This is a genomic window from Phycisphaerae bacterium, assembly GCA_035275405.1.
GTDB lineage: Bacteria > Planctomycetota > Phycisphaerae > UBA1845 > UTPLA1 > DATEMU01.
Window position 1 is genome coordinate 75678 of sequence record DATEMU010000004.1, and the last position, 26370, is coordinate 102047.

At 63.6% G+C, this 26370-nt stretch carries 14 protein-coding genes; 9 read left to right on the forward strand and 5 right to left on the reverse strand.

The window, feature by feature from the left end; genetic code table 11:
* Nucleotides 1-137 precede the first annotated feature (137 nt).
* The 3 genes from VJZ71_07270 (at nt 138) to VJZ71_07280 (ending at nt 4840) form a co-directional block, all read left to right on the forward strand.
* Nucleotides 138-926: a tetratricopeptide repeat protein gene (locus VJZ71_07270; protein ID HKQ47851.1), complete on the forward strand. Its 789-nt coding sequence runs from the start codon at nt 138-140 to the stop codon at nt 924-926.
* Entirely contained in the window at nt 913-2955 is a 2043-nt protein-coding gene (locus tag VJZ71_07275; protein HKQ47852.1) for a metallophosphoesterase, read from the forward strand. The genes VJZ71_07270 and VJZ71_07275 overlap by 14 nt, the downstream gene beginning before the upstream one ends.
* 70 nt (nt 2956-3025) lie before the next feature.
* Nucleotides 3026-4840: a tetratricopeptide repeat protein gene (locus VJZ71_07280; GenBank protein HKQ47853.1), complete on the forward strand. Its 1815-nt coding sequence runs from the start codon at nt 3026-3028 to the stop codon at nt 4838-4840.
* A gap of 234 nt (nt 4841-5074) precedes the next feature.
* On the opposite strand, the gene VJZ71_07285 is transcribed toward VJZ71_07280, so the two are convergent.
* The 5 genes from VJZ71_07285 to VJZ71_07305 all read right to left on the reverse strand — a co-directional run bounded on the left by VJZ71_07285 (nt 5075) and on the right by VJZ71_07305 (nt 15971).
* Entirely contained in the window at nt 5075-6643 is a 1569-nt protein-coding gene (locus VJZ71_07285) for a Gfo/Idh/MocA family oxidoreductase (GenBank protein ID HKQ47854.1), read from the reverse strand.
* 573 nt (nt 6644-7216) lie between these two features.
* Nucleotides 7217-8377: a hypothetical protein gene (locus VJZ71_07290; protein ID HKQ47855.1), complete on the reverse strand. Its 1161-nt coding sequence runs from the start codon at nt 8375-8377 to the stop codon at nt 7217-7219.
* An 822-nt stretch (nt 8378-9199) separates the two neighbouring features.
* The gene (gene uvrA, locus VJZ71_07295) at nt 9200-12034 is read right to left on the reverse strand and encodes an excinuclease ABC subunit UvrA (protein ID HKQ47856.1); all 2835 of its coding nucleotides are present in this window, start codon (nt 12032-12034) and stop codon (nt 9200-9202) included.
* 93 nt (nt 12035-12127) lie between these two features.
* Nucleotides 12128-15304 (reverse strand): serine/threonine-protein kinase, encoded by a 3177-nt coding sequence (locus tag VJZ71_07300; protein HKQ47857.1) that lies wholly within the window; start codon nt 15302-15304, stop codon nt 12128-12130.
* A 43-nt stretch (nt 15305-15347) separates the two neighbouring features.
* The gene (locus tag VJZ71_07305; GenBank protein ID HKQ47858.1) at nt 15348-15971 is read right to left on the reverse strand and encodes an RNA polymerase sigma factor; all 624 of its coding nucleotides are present in this window, start codon (nt 15969-15971) and stop codon (nt 15348-15350) included.
* A gap of 193 nt (nt 15972-16164) precedes the next feature.
* On the opposite strand from VJZ71_07305, the gene VJZ71_07310 reads away from it, so the two are divergent.
* The 6 genes from VJZ71_07310 (at nt 16165) to VJZ71_07335 (ending at nt 26370) form a co-directional block, all read left to right on the forward strand.
* Nucleotides 16165-17682, forward strand: a complete 1518-nt coding sequence (locus VJZ71_07310; protein HKQ47859.1) for a kelch repeat-containing protein — start codon at nt 16165-16167, stop codon at nt 17680-17682.
* A 111-nt stretch (nt 17683-17793) separates the two neighbouring features.
* Nucleotides 17794-19458: a hypothetical protein gene (locus VJZ71_07315; GenBank protein ID HKQ47860.1), complete on the forward strand. Its 1665-nt coding sequence runs from the start codon at nt 17794-17796 to the stop codon at nt 19456-19458.
* A gap of 35 nt (nt 19459-19493) precedes the next feature.
* Nucleotides 19494-20900 (forward strand): NHL repeat-containing protein, encoded by a 1407-nt coding sequence (locus VJZ71_07320; GenBank protein ID HKQ47861.1) that lies wholly within the window; start codon nt 19494-19496, stop codon nt 20898-20900.
* Between the two features lie 28 nt (nt 20901-20928).
* Nucleotides 20929-21453, forward strand: coding sequence for a hypothetical protein (locus VJZ71_07325; protein ID HKQ47862.1), 525 nt, complete (start codon nt 20929-20931; stop codon nt 21451-21453).
* A gap of 146 nt (nt 21454-21599) precedes the next feature.
* Entirely contained in the window at nt 21600-23714 is a 2115-nt protein-coding gene (locus VJZ71_07330) for a thrombospondin type 3 repeat-containing protein (protein HKQ47863.1), read from the forward strand.
* Between the two features lie 10 nt (nt 23715-23724).
* The gene (locus VJZ71_07335) at nt 23725-26370 is read left to right on the forward strand and encodes an NHL repeat-containing protein (GenBank protein HKQ47864.1); all 2646 of its coding nucleotides are present in this window, start codon (nt 23725-23727) and stop codon (nt 26368-26370) included.

A 26370-nucleotide genomic window follows, 5' to 3' on the forward strand; every position in this document is an offset into this window, starting at 1 on the left:
ACCGCGCGATTGCGATTCTTGCCTTTGCCAGTGTGGCGGCCTTGAGCGCCGAAGCGCGCGCCCATCCCGGGCCCCACCACGACATCGAGCGATTAACGAAACTCCTTGCGAAAGAGCCGGGTCGAGTAGACCTTCTAATGGATCGGGCCCGCGCCTACCGGTACGACGGTCAGGCGGCCCGCGCGCTGGACGATCTGGACCGCGCGGAGCGCGTGGGCGGCGATGTTTCAATGATTGCGTTGGAGCGCGGACTGGCCCTGGCCGAATTGGGCCGCGATTCCGAAGCGGAAACCGAACTCACGAAGCATCTTCGTGGGCCAAATCCCAAAGCGAGCGCCTATGCCCGGCGCGCCGCGCTGCGCGAGCGCGGCGGTCGTCCGAACGAAGCCACTCGCGACTACACGGCAGCCCTGGCCCTCGCGGCCGACGTAGAGTGGTACCTCCGCCGGGGACGCTTGCAGGAAACGCAGGGCCTGCTCAACGACACCGCCGCAGGGCTTCGCGAAGGACTGGCACGCTGCACCGGGGCTGTGGCGATCCGGTTGGAATTGCTTCGATTGGAGACGACCCAAGGGCACTTCGAATCCGCGACGCAGCTCATTGACGAAGCGATCGCGCAGGCCGACGTCAAGACCGAGTGGTACCTGAGGCGGGCGGACGTCCAAGCAGCCGCCGGCAATTCTGTGCAAGCCGCATGCGATCGAAAAGCGGCACTGGCCGAGGCAGACCGGGCGGTCGCGCGGCGTCCGACCGCGCTGCGCCTCTTGACGCGGGCCAGGGTTTTTGTCGCCCTGGGCCAGCCCGAAAAAGCGGCCACGGATCTGCGGGCCGCCCTGCGCAAGGCTCCCGGGCTCGTAGAGGCGGCGGAGTTGTTGACGACAATTCAAGGACCAACACACACGAGCGTGCCGAATGCCAGGAACTAACCGACAGCGGGCATGGCCCGTTCTTTTTCTATTTGTCATTGCGTCAACGGCCTCCGCCGTCAACGTCACGTATCAGGAAGGCGTCAACGGCTACACCGGTACGGCCGACACGTTCCTCCAACAAGCCGCGCCGGCTTCGAACAATGGCGCGCTCGACCGCTGCGAGTGGGACAGCGACGACCCCGTCGGCACAGGACAGGACAACGTCGCGCTGATCCGCTTCGAGAACATCTTCGGCAATGGTGCCGGACAGGTCCCGCCGGGCTCGCAAATCTTCTCCGCGACGCTCTCCCTCGTCGTCTTCAACTCAGGAGATGCCGGCACAGTTCGCGAGGCGGCCATCGACTGGAGTGAATCGACAACATGGAACACCTTCGGGCCAAGCCCCGGCGTGCAGGCCGGCGACTACGGCGCCAGCGTGGCTACTGTCGGCGGATCGATTACGACGCAAAACATTACCGTCACCAGCAGCCTCGCGACCTGGTCGGCCGATCCCGCGGCCAATCGCGGGTGGATCATCCTCCCGACGGGCAATGGTGGCGTCGAGTTTCGATCCAGCGAATACGCGGTCAATCCTCTCCTTCGGCCCAAGCTCAGCATCTCGTACGGCACGCCTCCTCCGCTCGCGCTGGTGCGACAACCGTATCTCCAAAGGGGCACACCCACGTCCATGACGATCTGCTGGCGGACCAACATCGCCAGCGACAGCATCGTGCATTACGGCTCAAACCCGGCGATGCTCGATCAGACGGCGTCGAGCGGGGCCAGCGTGACGGACCACATCGTGACGATCAACGACCTGTCGCCGGCGACGACCTACTATTACGACGTCGGCTCAACTGCCGAGGTGCTCGTCGGCGGAGACGCGGATCACTATTTCGTCACATCGCCGAGCGCGGGCCAGCCCACCGCGTTCAAGGTCTGGATCGTCGGCGATTCCGGCACGGGCGACGCCAATCAGGCGGCGGTGCGGGATGCGATGCTTGCCGCGACCGGTGCGACGCCGCCGGACCTTTACGTCCACGTCGGCGACATCGCCTACAACAGCGGGACCGATCAGGAATTCACCGACAATTTCTACGCACCCTACGAGGCGATCCTTCGCCACACCGTCTGCTGGCCGACGCTCGGCAATCACGAGGGCGCATCCTCCGACTCGCAAACTCAGTCCGGCCCGTATTACGAGGGCTACGTCCTGCCCGCCGCCGCCGAGGCGGGCGGGCTCGCGTCGGGCACCGAGGCGTACTACTCCTTCAACTATGCCAATGCGCACTTCATCTGCCTCGACTCCCACGACACGCCGCGCACGCCGGGCTCGGCCATGCTGACCTGGCTCGCCGCCGACCTCGCGGCAACGGACCAGCACTGGATCATCGCCTTCTGGCATCATCCGCCCTACAGCAAAGGCTCGCACGATTCCGATGACCCGTTCGATTCCAGTGGCCGATTGGTCGAGATGCGCGAAAACGTCCTGCCGATCCTCGAAGCGGGCGGCGTCGATCTCGTCCTCGCCGGTCACTCGCACATCTACGAACGCTCCTACCTCGTAGACGGAGCCTACGACACCCCGACGACCGCGGCGGGACATATCGTCGACGCCGGAGATGGCCGGCTCACCGGCGACGGGGCCTATCTCAAGCCCTACGGACTCGCCGCGCACGAGGGCGCGGTCTATGTCGTGGCGGGCCACGGCGGGGCGAGCCTTGGCGGCACGGGAGGACACGTCCTCATGTATTTCGACGAGCTGGCATTCGGCTCGTGCCTGTTGACCATCGACGGAAACCATCTCTCGTTGCAAAACCTGCGCTACGATGGTGCGATCACGGATACGTTTGATCTCATCAAACCTCCGCCCGGCGACATCGACGCCGACGGCGACGTGGACTTCGTCGACCTCGACCTCTTCGTCGCCGTTTTGCTCGAACAGGAAACGGACACCGGCCGCATCAGTCGCGCCGACCTGGACGGTAGCGGCACGCCCGACGGTCTCGACGCCCAGCCATTCGCCGCGGCATTACTCGGGTTATAGTAACGGGATGCCCCGCCGCTCGGCCGCTTCTCTTCCCCAAGCCTCAAGCCTCAAGTCTCAAGCCTCTTACATGGTGCCCCCCTACTGGCACTACGCCATCATAGTGCTGGCCGGACTCATTGCCTATTGGCCCAGCTTTCGCGGCGTCTATCTGCTCGACGACGACCTGCACATCGTCGCCAACCCCGAAATTAAACAACTCTGGCCCATCACGCGGCATCTGTCCGATCCGGATCGGCCGGTCGTACGACTCTCGCTAGCCATCAACTACGCGCTGGGCGGCATCGAACCGTTTGGGTTTCACATCTTCAACCTCGCCATCCACTTCCTGGCCGCGCTGACGCTGTACGGACTGATCCGCGGAACGCTCGCGCTCCGCGCGCCAAGTCCTGCTCAAGCCTCAGGCCTCAAGTCTCAAGCCTCATCCTTGGCGTTCACCGTTGCCCTGCTCTGGGTCGTGCATCCCCTGACGACGCAGGCCGTCACCTACATTATCCAGCGCGCCGAATCGACGATGGCCCTCTTTTTCCTCCTCACCCTCTACTGCGTCATGCGCGGCGCTCGCTCGGCCCGCGCGCCGCTCTGGTACGCCGCCGCCATCGCCGCCTGCGCCGCGGGGATGGGGTGCAAGGAAGTCATGGCGACCGCACCGCTTGTCGTCCTGCTCTACGATCGCATCTTCCTCGCCGAATCGTGGAAGGACGTGCTGCGCCGCCGCTGGCCGCTCTACGCCGGCCTCTTTCTGACTGGCGCGATTCTGCTTCGCGGCGGGGCGGCGGCGGGACTGACGGGAGCGGAATCGGCGAACGCCGCGACCGTCGGCTTCGGGTTTGAAGGCGTCACGCCCTGGCAATACCTCCGCACGCAGCCCGAAGTCATTCTCCATTACCTGAGGCTCGTCGTCTGGCCGCACCCGCTCTGCTTTGACTACGACTGGCCGCCGGCCACGCTCTCCTCCCGGACGATCTCGGCCGGTCTGGCGATCCTCGCGGCGGTCGTGGCATCGGCCTGGGCCGTGTGGCGAGGCCGCCCAATCGGCTTCCTCGGCGCGGCGTTCTTCCTGATCCTCGCACCCACATCAAGCTTCGTGCCCATCAAGGACCTCGCCGTCGAGCATCGCCTGTACCTGCCGCTCGCGGCGGTCATTGCCCTGATCGTCTTCGTCCTGCACCGACTCCTCGGCTCGGCCGATTCGCGCTCAACGCCGCTGCACGCCGTGCTGCTTGGCGGTGCGGCGCTACTGTTCGGACTACTTACTTATCAACGCAACACCCTCTACCAAAGCGAGATCGGCCTTTGGACCGACGTCGTCGCGCAGCGACCGGGTAACGCCCGGGCGTGGGATCATCTGGGCAATGCACAGATGGACGCCGATCAGACGGACAAGGCCATCGCTTCCTTTCAGGCCGCGCTGCGGATCGTGCCGAATTGGGCGCTGGTCGAGAACAACCTCGGTAACGCACTGGCCAAGGCCGGTCGGCTGGAGGAGGCCGCCGCCGCATTGCAGTCCGCGCTGGATCACGCTCCCGTCCTTACTCATGTCCACCTGAACCTCGGCATGGTCCTGCACAAGCTCGGCCGCCTGGGCGACGCGGTGGAGCACTACCGGCTGGGGCTGGCCGCGTCGCCGCAACTGGTCCCGTCGCAGAACAACATGGGGATCGCCCTGCGCGATCTGGGCCGGCTGGCGGAGGCGGAGGAAGCGCATCGAACCGCGCTGCGCTATGCGCCAAACGACGCCGACACGCGCTACGCGCTGGCGTATGTTCTGGAGTTGCAGGGCAAGCGCGCCGAAGCGGCGGCGGAGTATCGCGAGGTCCTGCGGATCGAGCCGGGCCACGCGAACGCGAAAGTGCGGTTGGCGGCGCTTGGACAACCGAAGTGATCGCCGCCTCTTTACGCCGAAGGCGTTACATCCGTTAGCCCGGGGTTGGTCGCACCAGCGACTTACCCTGGGTCGCCGACACGCGCATGCAACCCAACCCCATCGGGGTTGCGCCACAACCCCGTTGGGGTTGAGACCGTCTTCGCATCGCAAACCCAAGGTAGCCCCGGCGCGCCGGGACAACCCTGGGCTAATGGATATAGCCCCGTTGGGGCATTTGCGGCGCACCGGCTATTAGCCGGTGCCACACGATAACACGCCATTGGCCAGGACATACTGCCGCTTGCACCGCGAACATGCGGCGTTGGTCGTGATTTCCGGCAACCGCTCGCCGCATTCGCAGACCCAGCCCGCCTGTTTCGCCGGGACGCCGAGCATCAGCGCGTAATCCGGCACGTCGCCGGTCACGACCGCGCCGGCGCCGATGAAACAATGCCGGCCCAGCGTGTGACCGCAGAGGATTGTCGCGTTGGCGCCGATTGTCGCCCCCTGGCGGACGAGCGTCTTGTGATAATGCTCCGCGCCCCGCTGGGGGTACTTCGAGCGCGGGTCAGTGATGTTCGTGAAGACCATCGACGGGCCGCAGAAGACATGGTCCTCCAGCTCCACGCCTTCATAGACCGAGACGTTGTTCTGAATCTTGACGTGGTCGCCGATGCGGACGTTCGGGGCGATGTTGACGTTCTGGCCGATGGAGCAGTTCTTTCCGATCCGCGCGCCGGTCTGCACGTGCGAAAAGTGCCAGATCTTCGTGCCGGCGCCGATCTCCGCGCCGTCGTCGACGTAGCTGGACGCGTGTACGAAATAGTCCTTGCCCACGTGCTGCCCTCTCCGGTCGGTCTCCACGAGACTCTGCGTCGCCTGCTCCAGGATCTCCAGCACCTCGATCGCGCTGGCCGCGTCGGCGATCTCCGGCGGGCCCTTATCGAGCCGCTCGACAAAGTAGGCCATCTCCGCGGTCAGCGGCGGCGTGGCGTCGTACGCGATCGACTCGGGCGGACCTTTCGGCTTGACCGGCGCACCGGCCATCCAATCGATGTCGGCCGGGTATCCATAATAGTGCAGACCGCCGCCGGACGCCGAGTCCACAAACGTGAGCATGCCCTTGTCGCCGATGATCACGAGCCGGTGCTCCTTGAACGGGTGCAGCCAGCTCACGAAGATGTGACCGGTCACGCCGCCGGGGTACTTGAGAACCGTGAGCGTCGAGTCGTGCAGCGGCCGGTCGAGGAACATCGCCCCGTGCGTGCCGATGTCGATGGGCCGCGCACCGATCAGGTATTGGAAGATCGAGATGTCGTGCGGGGCGAAGCTCCAGAGGATGTTTTCCTGCTGGCGGATGATGCCGAAGTTGAGGCGGTTGCTGTAGAGGTATTGCAGGCGGCCGATCTTGCCCGCGGCGAGCAGTTCCTTGATCCTGCGGATCGCGGGATGGAAGAGCAGGACGTGACCGACCATGAGGGGGACGCCCTTTTTGTCCGCGAGGGCCTTGAGGGCCTTCGCTTCGGCGGAGGTGAGGGCCAGCGGCTTTTCGACGAGGACGGGCTTGCCGGCGGTGAGGATCTGGCGGGCGATATCGAAGTGCGTCTCGGCGGGCGTGGCGACGGTGAAGGCGTCGAACCCGGCGGCGAGGGCGTCCGCAACTTCGCCGAAGGTCGGGATGCCGGGGTAGCCCTGGCCAAGCGTGGCCAGGGCCTTCCTGTCGCAGTCCACGACGGCGCCGAGATGGCCGAAATCATGGAGCGTCTTGACGTGGTTTCGGCCCCATCGACCCGCCCCGACGACGCAGATACGCTTGGCCATGGGCAGGTTTTACTCCGGCGGTGGACTTCGGGCAAACGACGGGAACCACAGAGACACAGAGGCGCAGAGATATTTTTTCCTTTTTTCTGGAAGCGCCACTGGCTGGGATTTGGTGGGACGGGAGAGTTTGGTCTGCGGAATGGGAGGACGTTCAGCATGGTCCCCCCCCGTGGGTGAATGAGCCTGAAGGAGGCTGAATGAGCCGGAACGTGATCCAGCCATGACGCACGCAGAGGCGCGGAGGCGCAGAGTTTTTTTTGTTGGTGGAACAAGGCGGAACCAGGCGGAACGGGTCCACCAATGGCGCAGATGGGGACAGATGGAGGAGGTGAACAGGAGAGCAGGTGACCGGGGGGGAGGGGGGGCCGAAATTGAGCGGAATTGAGCGAGAAAACGGACGGGATTTGCACTTTGTTGGCGACATGGTCTCGTACCTCGATGCGGGCGCGGAGTTCCCTTGCGTACGGGGATATTCTCCCGCAGCACATGGTACCTAACAACAACCTAATACAATAGCGCATTGGAAAAGAAAGTCAAGTGAAGGTTTGAAGTTCCTCAGGCAGGAGACCTGGCTTAATTGCAAAATCGCATGGGGAAAAGATGGTGTTTGCAAAGCCCTTCGCGGAGGAGCGAATCGGCGCGATCCTTCGGCATATCCTCAAACTGCTGAGACTCGAACCACTCAGAGAAGGCCTTGATGTCGTCGTCGCCGGCCGACCACGACGTTTTCATCCCAACGGAACCTGGAAATACGACGCGGCCTTTGCGCCGGATGGGGCCCTCACCACAGCCGCCTCCCAGCAAGTGAGAATAATCCGGACCCGCATTAGCGAGGTCGCCAGGTCGCGACACGCCGTTTTCCAACGCGAATTTACGATAGTAAACCATTAACTCTGGGCGGGAGACCTTGGCGGATTCCAAGATTGCCGCGCGCAGTATTTCTTTGTCCAATTTCAACGCGACAGCCCGTCGCAATGCCCACAGCCATTGGCGGGCGACGTCCACGTCCTGTTTCAAATACTCAATAAGGTTGGCGGGCGGGTTTTGCAACTCGATCTTTTGGATCGCCTCGTCTAACGATCCAATCAGGCAGCGATCGCCGGGATAAACCGTTTTTTCTCGCATCCGTTGGAGAATCGGCAGGGTCTCCACATCGCCCGCGTCGGCGAGGATTTCGACCACATACCAGGTCCGCTCACTTCGAGCGATGATTTCCCTGAGCGACGCCAATGTGGTTTTGTCTATCAGGGGAACTATTCGATACGCCGCAGTTCTGCCGCCCATGCCGCCGCGTTTGATGACATCCATTAACATTTCCCGCCGGGCCCCATCCGACGGCAGTAATTCGAGAAGGGTTTCAATGGCCGTCGCCGCCTCGGTGTAATGGATGGTCGAATCAGGCCACGTCGCCAATCGAATCAGGAATGATCGTATCGCAGGAGACGAACGAAACGCCGGATTCCACAGCGAAAGGTCCGACGCGACAAACATCTGGACACGATGTACGTCATGGTAATAACTACTAGGGGCGGGATATGCTCCCGAAGTCTTGGAACTTCGTTCCACGCACTCGTTCATGTCAGACGCGACAAGCTCGGCGACGCGATCGTTTCCTTTTTCACACAGGACTTCCGTTGCTTTGAGTCGCAGAAGGCCGGGCCGGGCGGTGCCCATGAGGTTGATGATCTCTGGGGCGAGGCGCTCGAATGCTCCGGGCGGTAGCCGTCTGAGCATGTCCAAGGAATCCCAAATTTCACGGGCTGTTTCATGGGTTAATCGGCATGACAGATCGCCGAATATACTGGTTGGCGCGCGCGCTGGCGTGTTCGTCGTCGGGCGCAATAGTTCCTTTAACGGGGTCTTGGGACGTGAATCGCTGATGACGACATCAAAATCTCCCCCTTCTACAAGACGTATCGTCATGACATCGGGGCAATCCCTACGGGCATCAAACCCATGTGTTATCACCAGGGGTCGGCGCACGTCGCTGCGATACCAGATGTCGCGGGAGTTCCTCGGGCCGTCGGCACGCTGGAAGACGAGGTTCCGTAAGGAATCCACGACCTGACCGGCGGGGTCATACGTCAGCACATCGACCAAGACGTAATCGGGGGGCTGGATCCTAGAATTGGGGTCGACACGCAGCGGGACTTCAACCGCCATCTGGTACAACCACATCCTCGCCAATTGGGAACAATCGTGGAACCCTCCCGGGCCGAGCGTTCTCATTTCATTCAGCTGCGCACCGTATTCAGGAAGGTATCCATCACAATCGTGCGGGTCCCATTCGAAGTCGAGAAAACGATAGCTATTTGTTGCACCGCGCAGCAATTCGGCGAACAAGGCCAGAGGATTGGGCCCTTCCAATTCCTGCTTGTTCTCAACGGGTTGTTCGGCTGCGAGTGCTTGGAATATGATCCATCCGGGCAGCCCCACGGCCAATGCGATCAATGCGATAGCAATGATTCGATGCCGAGCCCGCATCCGCGTACGCACGATGATGCTCCAAGAGACTATTTCATTCTACACCGTGTCGCCGTAATAGTCATACGATTATCACGCTGATCGGTTCAGGACCATTTTTAGATACTGCCCCGTATAGCTCCGCTCATTCGCCGCGATCTCCTCCGGCGGGCCTTCGGCGACGATGCGGCCGCCGGCGTCGCCGCCTTCGGGGCCGAGGTCGATGATCCAGTCGGCCTGTTTGATCACGTCCAGGTTGTGCTCGATGACCACGAGGCTGTGACCGGCGGCCACCAGGCGGTTGAGCACGTCCACGAGTTTGTGGATATCCGCGAAGTGCAGGCCGGTCGTCGGCTCGTCGAGGATGTAGAGGGTGTGACCGACGGCGGTCTTGCCGAGTTCGGCGGCGAGCTTGACGCGCTGGGCCTCGCCGCCCGACAGGGTGCTGGCGGCCTGACCGAGGGCGATATAGGCGAGGCCGACGTCGGAGAGGGCCGTGAGGAGCTGCATGATGTTGGCGAAGGGCTCGAAGAAGGCGAGGGCCTCCTCGACGCGCATCTCGAGGATGTCGGCGATGGACTTGCCGCGGTACTTGATCTCCAGCGTCTCCGGGCTGTAGCGCGAGCCCTTGCACTCGGCGCAGGGGACGAAGATGTCGGGCAGGAAGTGCATCTCGATCCGCCGCGTGCCCTGGCCCTGGCAGGCCTCGCAGCGGCCGCCCCTCACATTGAAGCTGAAGCGCTGGGCCACGTAGCCGCGGACCTTGGCCTCGCGGGTCTTGGCGAAGAGCTGCCGCACGAGATCGAAGACGCCGGTGTAGGTCGCGGGGTTGGAGCGCGGGCTGCGGCCGATGGGCGACTGGTCGATCTCGATGACCTTGTCGATGTGGCTGATGCCGAGGATCTGCCGGTGCGCGCCGACGGGCTCGCGGCTGTCGGAGAGTTTGCGCCGGAGCGCCGGCAGGAGGACCTGACTTACGAGCGAGGACTTGCCCGAGCCGGATACGCCCGTGACGCAGCAGAAGACGCCGAGGGGGAAGCGGACGTCGATGGACTTGAGGTTGTTCTCCGCCGCGCCCTTGATCTCGATGGCTTTCTTGGCGGAGACGGGGCGGCGCTCCGAGGGCATGGCGATGGCGAGCTGCCCGCGGACGTATTGGGCGGTGATCGACTCCTTGGAGGCGAGCAGTTCGGCGCGCGGGCCGTTGACGAGGATGCGGCCGCCATGTGCTCCCGCACCGGGGCCGACGTCGACGATCCAGTCGGCGGCGGCGATCGCCTCGACGTCGTGCTCGACGACGAGGACGGTGTTGCCCAGGTCGGTCAGTTGCCGCAGCGTGCGGATCAGCCGGGCGTTGTCGCGCTGGTGCAGGCCGATGGTCGGCTCGTCGAGGACGTAGCAGACGCCGACGAGACCGCTGCCGACCTGCGTGGCGAGGCGGATGCGCTGGGCCTCGCCGCCGGAGAGGGTGGCGGCGGAGCGGGAGAGGGTGAGGTAGCCGATGCCGACATCGATCATGAACTGGAGGCGCTGGCGGATTTCGCGGATGATGGGTGCGGCGATGGTTACGTCCGCGCCGGTGAACTGCATGGAGGAAAAGACACCGGCCGCGGCGTCGATGGAGAGCGCGGCGATCTCGTCGATGTTGCGGCCGTCGATCCGCACGGCCAGCGCTTCGGGGCGAAGGCGGGCGCCCTTGCACGACGGGCACGGGCGCTGCGACATGAATTCGTGCAGGCGGGTCTTGAGGGCATCGCTGTCGGCGGCAGCCCAGCGGCGCTTGAGGTTGGGAATGACGCCCTCGAAGTGATGGCCGTGCTTCTGTTCGTCGCCGGACTTCGTGCCCCAAAGCAGAATCTCCCGCAGAGGCGCGGAGAGCGCGGAGTATGGCGCGCCGGGCGGGACTTTGAAGGCCTCGCAGAACTGTTTGAGCAGCTTCGCGTGTATCGGCGTGAGACCTTTGCCGCTTCGCCCCCACGGCGCGATCGCGCCAGCTTCGAGAGGAATGCCCGGGTCGGGCACGACGGCCGCGGGGTCAAACTCAAGGACGATGCCCAGACCGTCGCACTCCGGGCAGGCGCCGTGCGGTGAGTTGAACGAGAAGAGCCGCGGCTCCAGGGGCGGGAGGCGGACGTCGCATTCCGTGCAGGCGAAGCGCTCGCTGTAGGTCTCGTCGCGCCAGCGATCGGGATCGTTGGGCGCGGCCGAGGCGACGACGACGAGACCGTCTGCGACCTTCAGGCTCGTCTCGACCGACTCGGCGACGCGCGAGCGGACGTCGGACTTGACGATGATGCGGTCGACGACGGCGTCGATGCGGTGCGTCTTGGCGGGATCGAGCTTTGGGGCTTCCTTGGCCTCAAAAAGCTCACCGTCGATGCGGACGCGAACGAACCCCTCGCGCTGAATGCGGCTGAGCACGGCCTTGTGCTCGCCTTTTTGATTGCGAACGAGCGGGGCGAGGATCATGACCTTCGTTTGCCCGGGCAGGGCGAGGATCGCCTCGACGATCTGCGCTCGCGTCTGCCGCGCGACGGCCTTTCCGCACTTTGGGCAGGTCGGTTGCCCCACGCGGGCGAAGAGGAGCCGTAGGAAGTCGTACAGCTCCGTCGCCGTCGCGACGGTCGAGCGCGGATTCGCGCGGACGCTCTGCTGGGCGATGGCAATCGTCGGCGGCAGGCCGGTGATCTGCTCGACATCGGGCTTGATCATCTGCCCGAGGAATTGCCGGGCGTAGGCGGAGAGCGATTCGACGTATTTGCGCTGCCCCTCGGCGTAGATCGTGTCGAAGGCGAGGCTGCTCTTGCCCGAGCCGGACAGACCGGTGATGACGACGAGCTGGTCGCGGGGGATGTCGAGGGAGACGTCGCGGAGATTATGGGTTCGTGCGCCGCGGATGTGGATGAACTTGGTTGACGTCTCCGGCATGGGGCGACACACCTCGCGGCCCGCGGTTCATGGGGCGCGGCGTCAGTGTATTCGACCCGTGAGGGTGGACAAAGGATGGTCGTGGCGGAAGTACTATTGGGAGGGCTGAGTTGTCGCCCGCCACTCGGCGGCTTTGGCGTCGTAGCCTTGGTTCGGCTCGGCCGCATGCCAGGCATCGTAGAGGGCCGCCAGCGCGGTGGCCACCTCGGCGACATCCTGCGGCCGCGCACCTGTCGCCCCGATCAGGATGGTGTGTGCTTCGGTGAGGCTTGCCTCCGCCGCCGCGAACTCGCCGGTGGCGTTGCGCGCGCGGCCGAGGATACTGAGGAACAGACCCAGGCGAATGGCATTACTGCCGGTGAAAACCCTGCGAGCCGCCGCCTCTGTCGGGCCCAGCAGGTCGATCGCCTCTTGAGGCCGTGCCTGGGCCAGGAGAAGACCGCTCATGTTGCCGATCGCTGAGAGCGTGAGCAGATGTTGATCACCCAGCACCCGTCGACACTTTTCCAACGCTTCCCGCGAGTAAGGCTCGGCCTCCGTCAGCTTGTTCTGTGCTCTCAACAAACCGGCAAGGTTAAAGAGGGAGTTCAGCGTGTCCGGGTGCTCGTCGCCCAGAAGGCGCCGTCGGATCTCCAGAGATTCGCGCGAAAATGCCTCGGCCTCGGCGAACTTGCCCTGCTGTCGGAGTATGGCCCCCAGGGTATTGATGGAATTGACCGTATAGGGGTGTTCGTCGCCCAGTGTGCGGCGGCGGATCGCCAGCGCCTCGCGACTCGACTCTTCCGCTTCAGTCAGTTTTCCCCGGGTCAGCTGCAGCAGGCTCAGATTGCCTAACGAGGTGAGCGTGTCCTGGTGCTCTTCGCCCAGCACTCGGCGGCGCTTGTCCAACGCCTCGCGGCACGATACTTCGGCCTCCTCCAGTTTGCCCGCGGATTGGAGCACCGTGCCCAGGTTGCTGATCGCCATCAGCGTGTGTGGATGGTCGTCACCGAGGACGCGGCGGCGCTTCTCCACGGCCTCGCGGGCAAAAACTTCTGCCTCCTCCATGCGGCCCGCCGTCTTGAGCAGCATGGCGATATTGCTGATCGCCGTAAGCGTGTCGGGATGTTCGTCACCCAGGACACGGCGGTACCTCTCCAGGGCCTCGCGGTAATAATCTTCCGCCTCCGCCATTTTGCCCAAGCCATATAGCATGACCGCCATGTTGTTGATGGCGATGATCGTGTGGGGATGGTCGTCGCCCAGGACGCGGCGATATTTCTCCAGCGCCTCGCGGTCATATGCTTCGGTTTCGGCGACCTTGCCCTGTGCTTTGAGAAGCATTCCCATGTTGACGAGGGAGGCGAGCGTGTCGGAGTGCTCCTCGCCGAGGACGCGGCGTCGCCCGTCCAACGCCTCGCGGACATAGGCTTCAGCCTCCAGCAGCTTTCCCTGGTCTCGAAGCAGGATTCCCAGCTTATCGATGGAGTCGAGGGTGTCGGGATGATCGTTACCAAGGACACTGCGGCGCTTCTCCATCGCCGCGCGCAAATGCGGTTCCGCCTCCGGGAAATTGCCCTGAGCCCAGAACAGATAGCCCATCTCTTTCATTGAATCGAGCGTATCCGGATGTTCATCGCCCAGTTCACGGCGACGGATCGCCAGTGCTTCTTCCTGCGGCGCAGTGGCCGCGTCGAGCAATCCCAGATCGCGCAGGGTCGTAGCCGACGTCTGCAGGAGCCGCGCTCTTACCAGCGGTTGATCGGCGAATTCGTCATCGATGGCGCGGAGGGCCGGCTGGAAGAAATTTTCGTCCAGCGATTCCAATGCCAGACCCGTGAAGTCGCTGCCGGCGACAAGCTTTTCCAGCTCCGCGACGCGGGCTTCGACTTCATCCGGCGGCAGGTTTGAGGCCTTGGCGGCGGCCCGCGCCTTTTCGAGCAGATCGCCCCGGAGCTTCACACCCATCGTCTGGGCGTTGATGCCCGAGAGCTGCACCTGCTGGAAGCTCGCAACTTTCGCGAGTTCGTCGGCCCGTGCCTGCGTTTCTTGCTCAGCCGTCTCGGCTCGTGTGAGCGCGTTTTCGGCGGTCCGGCGCGCGCGGATTTCGCGAATGCCGAACGCAATGGACACGCCGCTCCCCAGAAGAAGGGCCGCCGCCACCACCGCGCCCGCAACCACTAGCCCGCGATTGCGCCGAACGAACTTGCGCAAGCGATAGCCGGTGCTCGGAGGAGTCGCCAGGATGGGCTCGTTCGCCAGATGGAGGCGAATGTCGCGAACCAACTCACCGGCGCTCTGGTACCTTTGCTCCGGTTCCTTGGAAAGACACTTCAGGATGATCGTCTCGACGTCGCGATCCAAGTCGCGACGAATTGAAGAAGGACGAGCCGGGCTCGTGTGAACGATGTGACGAACGACGTCGTCGATCCGCCCCGAAACCGGATAGGGGAAGCGCCCCGTCACGAGTTGGTAAAGGATCACTCCGAGGGAATACACATCCGTGCGAATATCCAGCAGATCGGAATCACCGCCCGCCTGTTCCGGGCTCGCCCAGGGTAGCGAGCCGACGAACTGCCCGGTCATGGTCATGCCGCGCGCGGAGGAGCGCTCCGCGGCTTCCTGGACCCACTTGGCCAGGCCGAAGTCGAGGATGCGCGGCTGACCCTCCTCGTCGATTCGAATGTTGCCGGGTTTGAGATCGCGATGAATGACGCCGCGCAGATGGGCGACATTGACGGCATCGCAAATCAACGCGAAAAGTCTCAATAACTCGTCAATGGACAAATCCGCGCCGGCCACATAGGCGTCGAGGGGCTGGCCCGCGATGTAGTCCATCACATAGTAGGCATGACCGGCGGTGGTGCCGTGGTCATGGATGCCGACGATGTGGGGATGATCGAGCCGGCTGAGCAAGTCGATTTCACGATCGAAACGTAAGCGTTCGGACGCCTCGGCGAACGGGCCTTCCTTGAGAACCTTGATGGCCTTCTTGCGCAGCGTGGATTCCTGAATGGCCTGATAGACGACGCCCTGACCCCCGCGATGGACTTCGCCCAGAACCCGGTAGCCGGGGACGTGAAGAGGCGCTGGATCGTGTTGGGTACGCGGGGAAGCCGTATTCTGAAAGCTGGAGCCCCCAATCCCCCGGCTGTTCGATATCAACTCGAACTGGGCCCATGCGGCGCTGACGAGCTTTCGCTCAGAATTGGATGCGCGGACGTCCCGGCCGGGGTCTGCCTTCGAAGGCTCATGAAGAGGATTGGAGGCTCCAGCGGTCTCGCGGGGCATGCGCACATCTCCGACCCTTCAGACGACAATCCACCGGCGTCCTTCACGCCGATCCCGTGAAAAATTGCGAGCTGCTTCCCAGGTCCTGCCGAAGGCGGTCGTGGCCGCGGGCTCGGAGCATGTGGACAGCCCCCACGGAGCGATTCATCGCGGCGGCCACATCGGAGACCGTTCGCCCTTCCAGATCATAAAGGTGGACCGCCGTGCGATAGTCCGGAGGAAGCCGCTCGACTGCGGCCTTGAGGACTTCGGCCGCATCCCGACTCACCGCCTCGCGGCTGGGCGTGGTTGTCGTCACGCCGAGGCATTCGAGGAGTCCGACATAGGAATCGGTGACGGTGGCTGGGGCGATCCGTCGGGCGGGATCGGGGCGCTTTTGCCGCGACAAGCCCCGAATGGCATCGCGGATGGCGTTTTCGGCGATGCGGGTCAGCCACGCGAGGAATGACTGGGTATCGCGTGCCGTAAGCTGATCGATGTGCAGGAAGGCCTCGAGGTAGGTCACCTGCATCACGTCGTCCTCATCGAGCAGGGCCTGCCAGCGCTTATCGATGCGGCCGGCAATCCTCTGTCGGACCTCGCCGCCGAACCGTTCCAGAAGTAGACGTAATGCGGCCACGTCCCCCTCTACGGCGCGCTGCAGCAGAGTTGTGTCGTCATCCGCCATGGGCCGCTCCCCGCCCCAACCCGGCAGTCCCGGCGAGCCGGGACACATTTGCCCAAAAAAGACCTGGCAACCCCCTATTAGAACCGGAATCCGCGTGAAAGTCGCGGGGGAAAGATCGTCCAGAGAGGGCAGGACCGGATCAGAGGTGATCGATCAATTTTACTGCCCAGTAGCACGGGACTGGAGGATTGTCATGTGTTGCACACGGTTTTCATTGAGGTTTCTGGCGGTGGCGGGCGTCGCATCGGCCTTTCTGTGGCGACCAATCAGCGCCCACGCCCAGTGCGATGGGAGCTGGTTTCAGCAAAGTCCGGCCGTTACGCCATCGGCTCGGGGACTTGTCGGGATGGCGTTTGATTCCGAGCGACAGGTGACCGTCCTGTTCGGCGGTCAGCTTTCCAACGGAGATGAGGTCGACGAGACGTGGGAATGGGATGGGACCAACTGGGCCCAAATAACCCCGGCCATGTCGCCCTCGGCCCGTGCCGGCCATGCGATGGTGTACGACTCAGGCCGCGGCGTCACCGTTCTCTTTGGCGGCGCAGCAAACGCCGTCACTAGCGACGAGACGTGGGAGTGGAACGGCACGAACTGGACCGAAAAGGCCCCGGCGGTTTCGCCCCCCGCGCGCAATGCCCACGCGATGGCCTACGACAGCGCCCGGGGTCGAACCGTACTCTTCGGCGGCGCGGACGCGAACGGCCTCCTCGACGATTCGTGGGAGTGGGATGGAACGAATTGGTCGCTCAAGAGTCCGTCGAACGCCCCAACATCGCGACTTGGGCACGGTATGGTCTATGACAGTGTCCGAGGCGAAACGGTCTTGTTCGGGGGTATTGTAGATATCTCCAACGTCAATAACCTGATTTTCAGCAACGAAACGTGGGAATGGAACGGCACGAACTGGTCCCAGAAACTGGCCGCAACGGCGCCTCCCCCCACTTTTTTTTCCCCGATGTCGTTCGATTCCGGTCGAGGCAAGACCATACTCTTCGGCGGCGTCGTCGCGCTCAATCCAACTGTGGCCAGTGCCGAATCCTGGGAATGGGATGGACTTGATTGGACGCTTACGCATCCCGCCGCATCGCCGTCCGCGCGGTTCGCCCAGGGAATGGCCTACGACAGCGTCAGACACCTCACGGTGCTCTTCGGCGGCTCGGATGGCATCGCCAGCAATGACGAAACCTGGGAACTGAATGTTCCCACGATCATCATCGACCAGCAGCCGGCCGATCGGTCAATCGCTGCGGGCGAGAGCGCCAGCTTCACGCTAGGAGCTTCCGCCGGGGCTGTTCTGCTCGACTTCGCGTGGCGGCGCAACGGCACGCCGCTGTCCGACGGCAGCGCGATCAGCGGATCCGCCACGCCGACGCTGACGATCAATCCCGCGAGCGCCGACGACGCCGGCAATTACGCCTGCGTGGTCAGCAATGCGTGTCAGACGGTCATCAGCGAATCCGCCGCGCTGACTGTTACCACACCGCCAGTGGACGCAGACGGCGACGGTGTCGCCGACGATGTCGACAACTGCCCGGCGGTCTTCAACGCGGATCAAGCCGATGCGGACGCCAATGGCGTAGGCGACGCGTGTGAGACGCCGGAGCCCCAGCCCGTCCCCGACGCCGCCTGTGGGACCTGCGGCGCGGGCACGATTGCGATGATGCCCATCAGCGCCCTGGCGCTTTCATTCCGCCGTCGTCGGTTTCGCTGACTACAGCCACTCCATGAGTATCCAAAAACGCGCGTGACAGTGGAGGGCCAAAGATCGTCCATAACGTGCCGGACCGTACTTGGACAAAGGCAATATGCGAGGTCACATCAAATGTCAGTAATGCGTGTCAATACCATTGTAGTGATCGTCGTCGGATTCGTGTGCATCGAGGCCCGCGGCCAATTCCCTGCGGCGATATCTCCGGTCGAATCCATTCCTACCAATGGGGGCGCTGGTCCATTTGTTACGACGGACGGTCTCGGACATTGGGTGGCCGTCTGGACGTCGAACGATGATCTGAACAACACGATTGGTTCGGACTTCGACATCCTCGTTTCGCGCAGTTCGAACAATGGGCTGACGTGGACGGTTCCCGTTCCCCTGAACACCAACGCGGGGCCTGATTCGGGAGGCGACTTCAGTCCACAGGTCGCGACCGACGGCCAGGGCCGTTGGGTGGCGGTCTGGTCTTCTACCAACGATCTCAGCCCGAATATGGGGACCGACAACGACATTCATGTGGCCCGCAGCACGAACAACGGAATGACGTGGACTTCTCCCGCCGCGCTGAATACGAACGCGGCAACCGACGCGGGCGACGATTCCGTCCCACAGATCTCGACGGACGGCAAGGGTAATTGGCTCGCCGTGTGGAACTCGGACGACGATTTGGGCATGACCATCGATACCGATAACGACATTCTTGTGGCCCGAAGTTCGGATAATGGCGCGACGTGGACGCCGCCGACACCGGTCAACACGAATGCAGGCGGCGACACGGGCAGCGACACTGCGCCTTCCCTCGTCACCGACGGCCAGGGGCACTGGATCGCAGTGTGGGACTCCAGCGAGAACCTCGCGGGTATCGGGCCGGACCGGAACATCCTTGTCGCCCGAAGTTCGAACAATGGTGCGTCCTGGACGCCGCCAGCGCCGCTCAACACCAACGCGGCGACCGATACCGGCAACGACAGCGATCCCTGGATCGCCACGGATCGCGCAGGGCATTGGGTCGCAGTGTGGCATTCCAACCCGGGCGTCGCATTCGGTACGGACTTCGAAATCTTTGTCGCACACAGCGAGGACAATGGTGCGACATGGAGCGCTCCGGCGGCACTCAACAGCAACGCCACAAGCGACTCGGGCAATGACGTCGACGCGCGGATCGCCAGCGACGGTCAGGGGCATTGGGTGGCCGACTGGGAAACCGAAGAACCGTCGGGTGGAATTGAAAGCGATGGCGACATCCTTGTGGCGCTCAGCACGGACAATGGAATTACTTGGACGGCGTCCGTGCCATTGAATGGCAACGCAGGCACGGATGCAGATTTGGATCAAGACCCGCAAATTGCGACCGACCGCGCCGGTCATTGGATCGGCATTTGGGCCGCGAACAAAGCTCCCAGCGGAACAGCGGGGATTGTCGTCGCACGTTTCGCGCTGCCGGACTGCAACTCGAACGGCGTGCTCGACGCGGAAGATATCGCCAGCGGTGGGAGCGCCGATTGCGACGGCAACGGTACGCCCGATGAGTGCGATCCCGATGCCGACGGCGATGGAAAGCGCGACGCCTGCGACAATTGCCCGGCGGTCTTTAACGCGGATCAATTGGATTCGGATGCCGACGGCGTGGGCGACGCCTGCGCGCCGCCGCCGCCGCCCGACGCCGCCTGCGGTACTTGCGCGCCGGGAGCGTTCCCCGTCGCCGGACTGGTCGTCCCTGCATGCCTGATCGGCCGGCGCATTCGGCGGGTGGCGCCTCCGCACCAGATTTGAAGCGAGAACCGGAAGACAATTTACGGAGATTGACAATGTCTCAACGCAAACAACTTCGAAAACACGGTCTGCTTTTTTCACTGCTCGCTGCGCTGATCGTTACGGCTCACGGGCCCGGTCGGGCTAGTGGCGAGGTTATCACTGAGATCATCGACGCGACCGGCGGCGCGGGAGAGCCGCTCAACGAGCCCCAGGCCATCGCCGTGGACGGCGCGGGCAACGTGTACGTGGCGGCCTTAAGCCAAAACGTCTTCAAGATTACTAGAGGGGGGGCGATTACGGTGATCATCGACGCCACAGGTGACGGGACAAATGCTCTTGATGTTCCCACCGCCGTCGCCGTCGATGGCGACGGCAACGTCTTTGTTGCGGGGAGAATCAGCGACAACGTCTTCAAGATCACACCCGCCGGCGTTATCACCCAGATCATCGACGCGACCGGCGACGGCACGAATGCACTGGACGAGCCGCAGGGCATTGCCTTCGATAGCGCTGGCAATGTCTACCTAGCGGGTTCAGTAAGCGATAATGCGTTCAAAATCACGCCGGCCGGGGCCAGGACGCAGATCATAGACGCGACCGGCGCGGGCGGGGCCAGCGCTCTCAATGATCCCGTCGGTATTGCAGCAGATGCCGACGGCAACGCCTTTGTGGCGGGTCTCAGCAGCAACAACGCCTTCAAGATCACTCCTGCCGGGGCCATCACGGAGATCATTGACTCGACCGGTGATGGCGCCGGTCATGTGCTGGTCTCTCCTCTGGGTGTCGCTCTGGATACCACGGGAAACGTGTACGTCACGGGGAGTGATAGCAACAACGCGTTTAAGATCACGCCTGCCGGGGTCATCACCCAGATCATCGACGCGACCGGCGACGGCGCGGGCCAGCCGCTGCTTGATCCCGCCGGCATTGGCGCGGATGCCGCGGGCAACATCTTTCTGGCGGCAGAGAACAGTGACGGCGTCTTCAAGATCACTCCCGCAGGCGTGATCACCAAGATCATCGGGCCGGACGGCGACGGGGCGGGCAATACGCTCAACGATCCGTACGGTCTCGCCGTGGATCCCGGGGGCAACGCCTACGTGGCAGGCGTGCTCAGCGACAACGCGTTTCGGGTTTCGCCGGACGACGACGGCGACGGCAAAGCGAACGATGCCGACAACTGTCCAAACGCATTCAACGCCGACCAGGCCGATGGCGATGGCGACGGTAAAGGCGACGCGTGCGACAACTGCCCGGCAGTCTTCAATGCGGATCAGGCGGACGCAAACGCCGACGGCGTCGGCGACGCCTGCGCGCCGCCCCCGCCGCCCGACGCCGCCTGCGGAACCTGCGCGCCGGGGGCGTTCCCCGTCGCCGGATTGCTCGTACCGGCCGGCCTGATCGGTTGGCGACATCGCCGACGACGCATTCACGCCCGGACAGGCAATTCCCCAATTTGATACCAAAAGTGATTCAGGAGACACAACTATGAAGTATTTCAGAACACCGAGCCGGTGGAGACACTCCCTGGTCACATGGTTGGCCTGTGCGCAAATCCTGCCTTGCGGCTGCGTGCAGTTTCCAATGGGACTCACGCAGCAGACAGACAATTTCGAGGGGACGATCGATTTCTCGACCGAGCGGGTGACGCCCTTCACGCTCCATGGCACTGAGCCCGACATCGGAGAGTACACCGCGCGGGGCGAGGTTCTGTTTCGTCCTGGCGACCAGCCAGACTCGCTGATCGGCGAAGGCGTGGCGGTTTTCACGACTACCGATGGCAGCAGGCTGGCCGGCGTGGTGACGTGGCAGGCCGGTCCCGAGATCAATGGAGAGCGAGACAGCAGTATTGAGTTTTCCTGGCGCGATTCGGTTCAGTTCAGTGACGGAACAACCGTCTCGAGCGACGGGCAATTTGCGCAAGCGGAAAACCGGCCGCGCGGGCTCGTGGTCATTGCCATCATCGCGATCCTCATCGCCATGCTGCTGCCTGCGGTTCAAAAAGTGCGTTGAACGAAGCGCATCACCGCGCGGGGACTGGGTGTAATGATCGCCTTGCTGCCCGCGGTTTAAGAGTGATGGGGTCAAAAGATGGGCATTTTCCTGACAACCACTCGCCGCCCACCCTCGCGCCGGCGGAATTCAAAAGGGAGACGATCATGATCCGATCCAACGGTGCCGTCATCGCACTTCTCGTTTCCAGTCTCCAGTTTCTGGTTTCCAGCAGGCCCGCTACCGGGTTCCCCATCGATCAGCAAGCCTACGTCAAGGCCTCGAACACCGGCGCAGGTGACGTCTTTGGCCTCTCGGTGGCCGTGTCGGGCGACACGGTCGTGGTCGGCGCCGCTGGCGAGTCCAGCATGGCCACGGGCGTGGACGGCGAACAGGACGACGACAATGCTGCGAACTCCGGCACTGTCTATGTCTTTGTCCGCACCGGCGAGGTCTGGAGCCAGCAGGCCTACCTCAAGGCCTCGAACACGGACCCGAACGACTTTTTCGGCACCTCGGTGGCCATATCAGGCGACACGGTGGTGGTAGGGGCTCCGAACGAGGCGAGCATCGCCACGGGAGTGAATGGCGACGACACCGACAACACCCTGTCCAACTCCGGCGCTGCTTATGTCTTTACGCGCAGCGGGACGACCTGGACTCAGCAGGCCTACCTCAAGGCTTCCAGCGTCGGGCCGAACGCCCTCTTTGGCACGGCGGTGACGATGTCGGGCGACACGGTGGTGGTCGGCGCCCCCGGCGAAGACAGCAACGCGACGGGCGTGAACGGCAATGAGGGCGACAATAGCGCTGTGAACTCCGGCGCGGCGTACGTCTTTACGCGCAGCGGGACCACCTGGAGCCAGCAGGCCTACGTCAAGGCTTCCAACACCGGGGCCGAAGACCAATTCGGCTTGTCGGTGGCCATTACAGGCGACACGCTGGTGGTTGGCGCCCCAAGCGAGGACAGCAGCGCCATGGGTGTGGACGGCGACGGGGGCGACGACAACACTTCCGCCTCCGGCGCTGCCTATATCTTTACGCGCAGCGGAACGTCCTGGAGCCAACAAGCCTTTGTCAAGGCCTCCAACACCGGGGCCAATGACCAATTCGGCATCGCGGTGGCGGTGTCGGGCGACACGGTCGTGGTCGGGGCGGACGGCGAGGCCAGCAACGCAACGGGCGTCAACGGCAATCAGGCCAACAACAGCGTTTCAAGCTCCGGCGCTGTCTATGTCTTCGTACGTGACACCGGTGGCGCATGGAGTCAGCAGGCTTACGTGAAGGCGTCGAACACCGGAGGCAGTGACTTTTTTGGCCGCGCGGTGGCGGTGTCGGCCGACACGTTGGCGGTCGGCGCTCAATTCGAGGACAGCAATGCCACAGGCATCGACGGCAACGGGTCCAACAACAGCGCTTCGAGCTCCGGCGCCGCCTATTTTTTCGTGCGGTCCGGCGGTGTCTGGAGCCAGCAGGCGTACACGAAGGCCTCGAACACAGGGGCCGGTGACCGGTTCGGCCTCTCGTTGGCCATGTCGGGCGACACGTTGGCGGTCGGCGCCCCAAACGAGGCCAGTAGCGCCATGGGAGTCAATGGCAACGAGGCCGACGACACCGCCTCCAACTCCGGCGCGGCGTACTTCTTCACGATCGACATCGACGGCGACGGCATCCGTGACTCGCAAGACAACTGTCCGACTGTTTCCAATCCTGATCAGGCCGATTGCGACCAGGACGGTGTCGGCGATGCGTGCTCGGCCGATCCGGACAACGACGGCGTTCCGAACGCATGCGACAACTGTCCTTCCATAGCCAATCCGGATCAAACGGATTCTGACGGAGATGGTATCGGCGATGCCTGCGATACCTGCCAGACCGTCGCCAACCCGGGACAGGAAGATGCGGACGGCGACGCGATCGGCGACGCCTGCGATAACTGTATCTCCGTCGCCAATCCGGATCAGGCCGACGCCGACGGGGATGGCAAAGGAGACGTCTGTGACAATTGTCCGGCGGCGTTCAATGCCGACCAGGCCGATGGTGACGGCGACGGCACAGGCGACGCCTGCGACAACTGCCCAGCTGTCTTCAATGCGGATCAAACCGATTCGGACGGGGACGGCATCGGCGACGCCTGCGCGCCACCGCCTCCTCCCGACGCCGCCTGCGGTACTTGCGCGCCGGGAGCGTTCCCCGTCGCCGGACTGGTCGTTCCTGCCAGCCTGATCGGCCGTCGGTTGCGACAACGGCGTGTTCGCACCGGTGTCGGCAAACTACATTAAGGAGATTCACTTGAACAGGTTTCAGCGCTCAGACAGTCTTTTCCTTCACTGCGCGCTCGTTGCCTCACTGGCTATCACGGCCGTGGGGGCAAAACGAGCAGGTGCCCAGCTCATCATCACGGAGATCATCGACGCCACCGGCGGCGCGGGGCATGGCCTTCTTCGTCCTTTCGGCATCGCCGTGGACGCCGCCGGCAACGTCTACGTGATCGGAGTGGGCAGTAACAACGCCTTCAAGATCACGCCCGCCGGGGGCATTACGCAGATCATCGACGCGAGCGGCGACGGCAACAATGTCCTTGCTGGTGCCGCCGGCATCGCCGTGGACTCCGCGGGAAACGCGTATGTGACAGGACAGAACAGCGAAAACGTCTTCAAGATTACGCCCGCCGGCGCCATTGTCCAGATCATCGACGCAACCGGCGACGGTACGCATGTGCTTGATGAGCCAACCGGCGTCGCCGTGGATGGTGCGGGTAACATTTACGTGGCGGGAACCGTCAGCGACAACGCCTTTAGGATCACGCCCGCCGGGGTCAAGACCCAAATCATCGACGCGGCGGGCAGTGGGCCGGGCAAAGCCCTAGATTCTCCTCGCGGCGTCGCCGTGGACGGCGATGGCAATGCTTACGTAACGTGTATCAGCTCAGGCAACGCCTTCAAGATCACTCCCGCCGGAGTCATCACCCAAATCATCGACGCCGCCGGCGACGGTGCCGGCCATGTCCTCGCCTATCCTGAATTCGTTGCCGTAGACGCAACAGGCAACGTGTACGTGACGGGCGCTGATAGTGACAACGCCTTCAAGATCACGCCTGCCGGGGTCATCACCCAGATCATCGACGCGACCGGCGACGGCGCGGGCCAGCCACTGCCTGATCCCGCCGGCATTGGCGCGGATGCCGCGGGCAACATCTTTCTGGCGGCAGAGAACAGTGACGGCGTCTTCAAGATCACTCCCGCAGGCATGATCACCAAGATCATCGGGCCGGACGGCGACGGGGCGGGCAATACGCTCAACGATCCGTACGGTCTCGCCGTGGACGCCGCGGGCAACGCCTACGTGGCAGGAATTCTCAGCGACAACGCGTTTCGGGTTTCGCCGGACGACGACGGCGACGGCAAGGCGAACGACGCCGACAACTGTCCGACTGCATTTAATGCGGATCAGGCCGATGGGGACGGAGACGGCAAGGGCGACGCCTGCGACAACTGTCCGGCGGACTTCAATGCGGATCAACTTGATTCTGATTCCGACGGCATCGGCGATGCTTGCGCACCTCTCCCTCCTCCCGACGCCGCCTGCGGGACCTGCGCGCCGGGCGTGTTTCCGACGGTGGGGTTGTTTACGCCGATCGTGCTCGTCGGCTGGAAGCGGCGGCAGCGGCCGGCAAAACGAGCCGTAGGTGGGGCGAATCGCAATACGACGAAGAACCGTGTCGCTGGAATGGGTAGCAGGTATGCACTCACATGGGCGATGCTGTTCGTGTTCTGCGCGGCATCCGGCGCCTCGGCCCAGCCGGTCCGGCTGCTCGTCAGCAGTGAGAGCAGTGACCAAGTCCTTCGCTACAACGGCGCGACCGGCGCCTTCAGCGACGCCTTCATCCCGTCCGGCGTCGGCGGATTGGATGGGCCCCAGGGTCTGGTGTTCGGCCCGGACGGCAACCTGTACGTCGGCAGTTTCTTTAGCGATACCGTCCTGCGTTACAACGGCGCGACCGGCGCCTTCATCAACGCCTTCGTCCCGGCCGGCAGCGGCGGGTTAAATGGGCCCAAAGGCCTGATTTTCGGCCCGGACGGCAACCTCTACGTCAGCAGTACCGTCACCGACAGCATCCTTCGCTACAACGGCGCGACGGGCGCCTTCATCGGCGCCTTCGTCCCTACCGCGTCCGGCGGGCTGAATGGGCCCAGCGATCTGGTCTTCGGCCCGGATGGCAACCTGCACGTCAGCAGTGAAAGCAGCGACAGCGTCCTGCGCTACAACGGCGCGACCGGCGCCTTCATCGACGCCTTCGTCCCGGCCGGCAGCGGTGGGCTGGACGGGCCCTTCGGACTGGTCTTCGGCCCGGACGGCAACCTGTATGTCAGCAGTGGCGGCACTGACAGCGTCCTGCGCTATAACGGCGCCACCGGCGCCTTCATCGACGCCTTCGTCCCCGCCGCCGGCGGGGGGCTAAATTTGCCCCGTGGGCTGGCCTTCGGCCCGGACGGCAACCTGTACGTCCCTGGTCTGCTCCCCAGCACCATCCTGCGCTACAACGGCGGGACCGGCGCCTTCATCGACGCCTTCGTCCCGACCGGCAGCGGCGGACTGGATGGGCCAAGATTCCTGATCTTCTACTACGACGACGGCGACGGTGTATCGGGCGCCGCCGACAATTGTCCCATCGTTTCCAATTCCGATCAAGCCGACGCGGACGGCGATGGGAAGGGCGACGCGTGTGACAACTGCCCTACCGACTTCAATGCAGATCAGGCGGACGCAAACGCCGATGGCGTCGGTGATGCTTGCGAGCCGCCGCCTCCTCCGCCTGACGCCGCCTGCGGCGCCTGCGCGCCGGGGGCTTTTCCCTTCGCCGGACTGGTCGTCCCGGCCTGCCTGATCGGACAGCGTTTTAGGCGAAACCACTCAAGACTCGGAAAAAAATTTTAG

Excerpts from the sequence above, each read along its gene's own strand:
- VJZ71_07285 (HKQ47854.1), bottom strand. The coding sequence starts at position 6,643 with ATGGCCAAGCGTATCTGCGTCGTCGGGGCGGGTCGATGGGGCCGAAAC.
- VJZ71_07320 (HKQ47861.1), top strand. The coding sequence starts at position 19,494 with ATGTCTCAACGCAAACAACTTCGAAAACACGGTCTGCTTTTTTCACTG.
- VJZ71_07310 (HKQ47859.1), top strand. The coding sequence starts at position 16,165 with ATGTGTTGCACACGGTTTTCATTGAGGTTTCTGGCGGTGGCGGGCGTC.
- VJZ71_07330 (HKQ47863.1), top strand. The coding sequence starts at position 21,600 with ATGATCCGATCCAACGGTGCCGTCATCGCACTTCTCGTTTCCAGTCTC.
- VJZ71_07315 (HKQ47860.1), top strand. The coding sequence starts at position 17,794 with ATGTCAGTAATGCGTGTCAATACCATTGTAGTGATCGTCGTCGGATTC.
- VJZ71_07300 (HKQ47857.1), bottom strand. The coding sequence starts at position 15,304 with ATGCCCCGCGAGACCGCTGGAGCCTCCAATCCTCTTCATGAGCCTTCG.
- VJZ71_07305 (HKQ47858.1), bottom strand. The coding sequence starts at position 15,971 with ATGGCGGATGACGACACAACTCTGCTGCAGCGCGCCGTAGAGGGGGAC.
- VJZ71_07280 (HKQ47853.1), top strand. The coding sequence starts at position 3,026 with ATGGTGCCCCCCTACTGGCACTACGCCATCATAGTGCTGGCCGGACTC.
- VJZ71_07270 (HKQ47851.1), top strand. The coding sequence starts at position 138 with ATGGATCGGGCCCGCGCCTACCGGTACGACGGTCAGGCGGCCCGCGCG.
- VJZ71_07290 (HKQ47855.1), bottom strand. The coding sequence starts at position 8,377 with ATGCTCAGACGGCTACCGCCCGGAGCATTCGAGCGCCTCGCCCCAGAG.
- VJZ71_07325 (HKQ47862.1), top strand. The coding sequence starts at position 20,929 with ATGAAGTATTTCAGAACACCGAGCCGGTGGAGACACTCCCTGGTCACA.
- uvrA (HKQ47856.1), bottom strand. The coding sequence starts at position 12,034 with ATGCCGGAGACGTCAACCAAGTTCATCCACATCCGCGGCGCACGAACC.
- VJZ71_07275 (HKQ47852.1), top strand. The coding sequence starts at position 913 with ATGCCAGGAACTAACCGACAGCGGGCATGGCCCGTTCTTTTTCTATTT.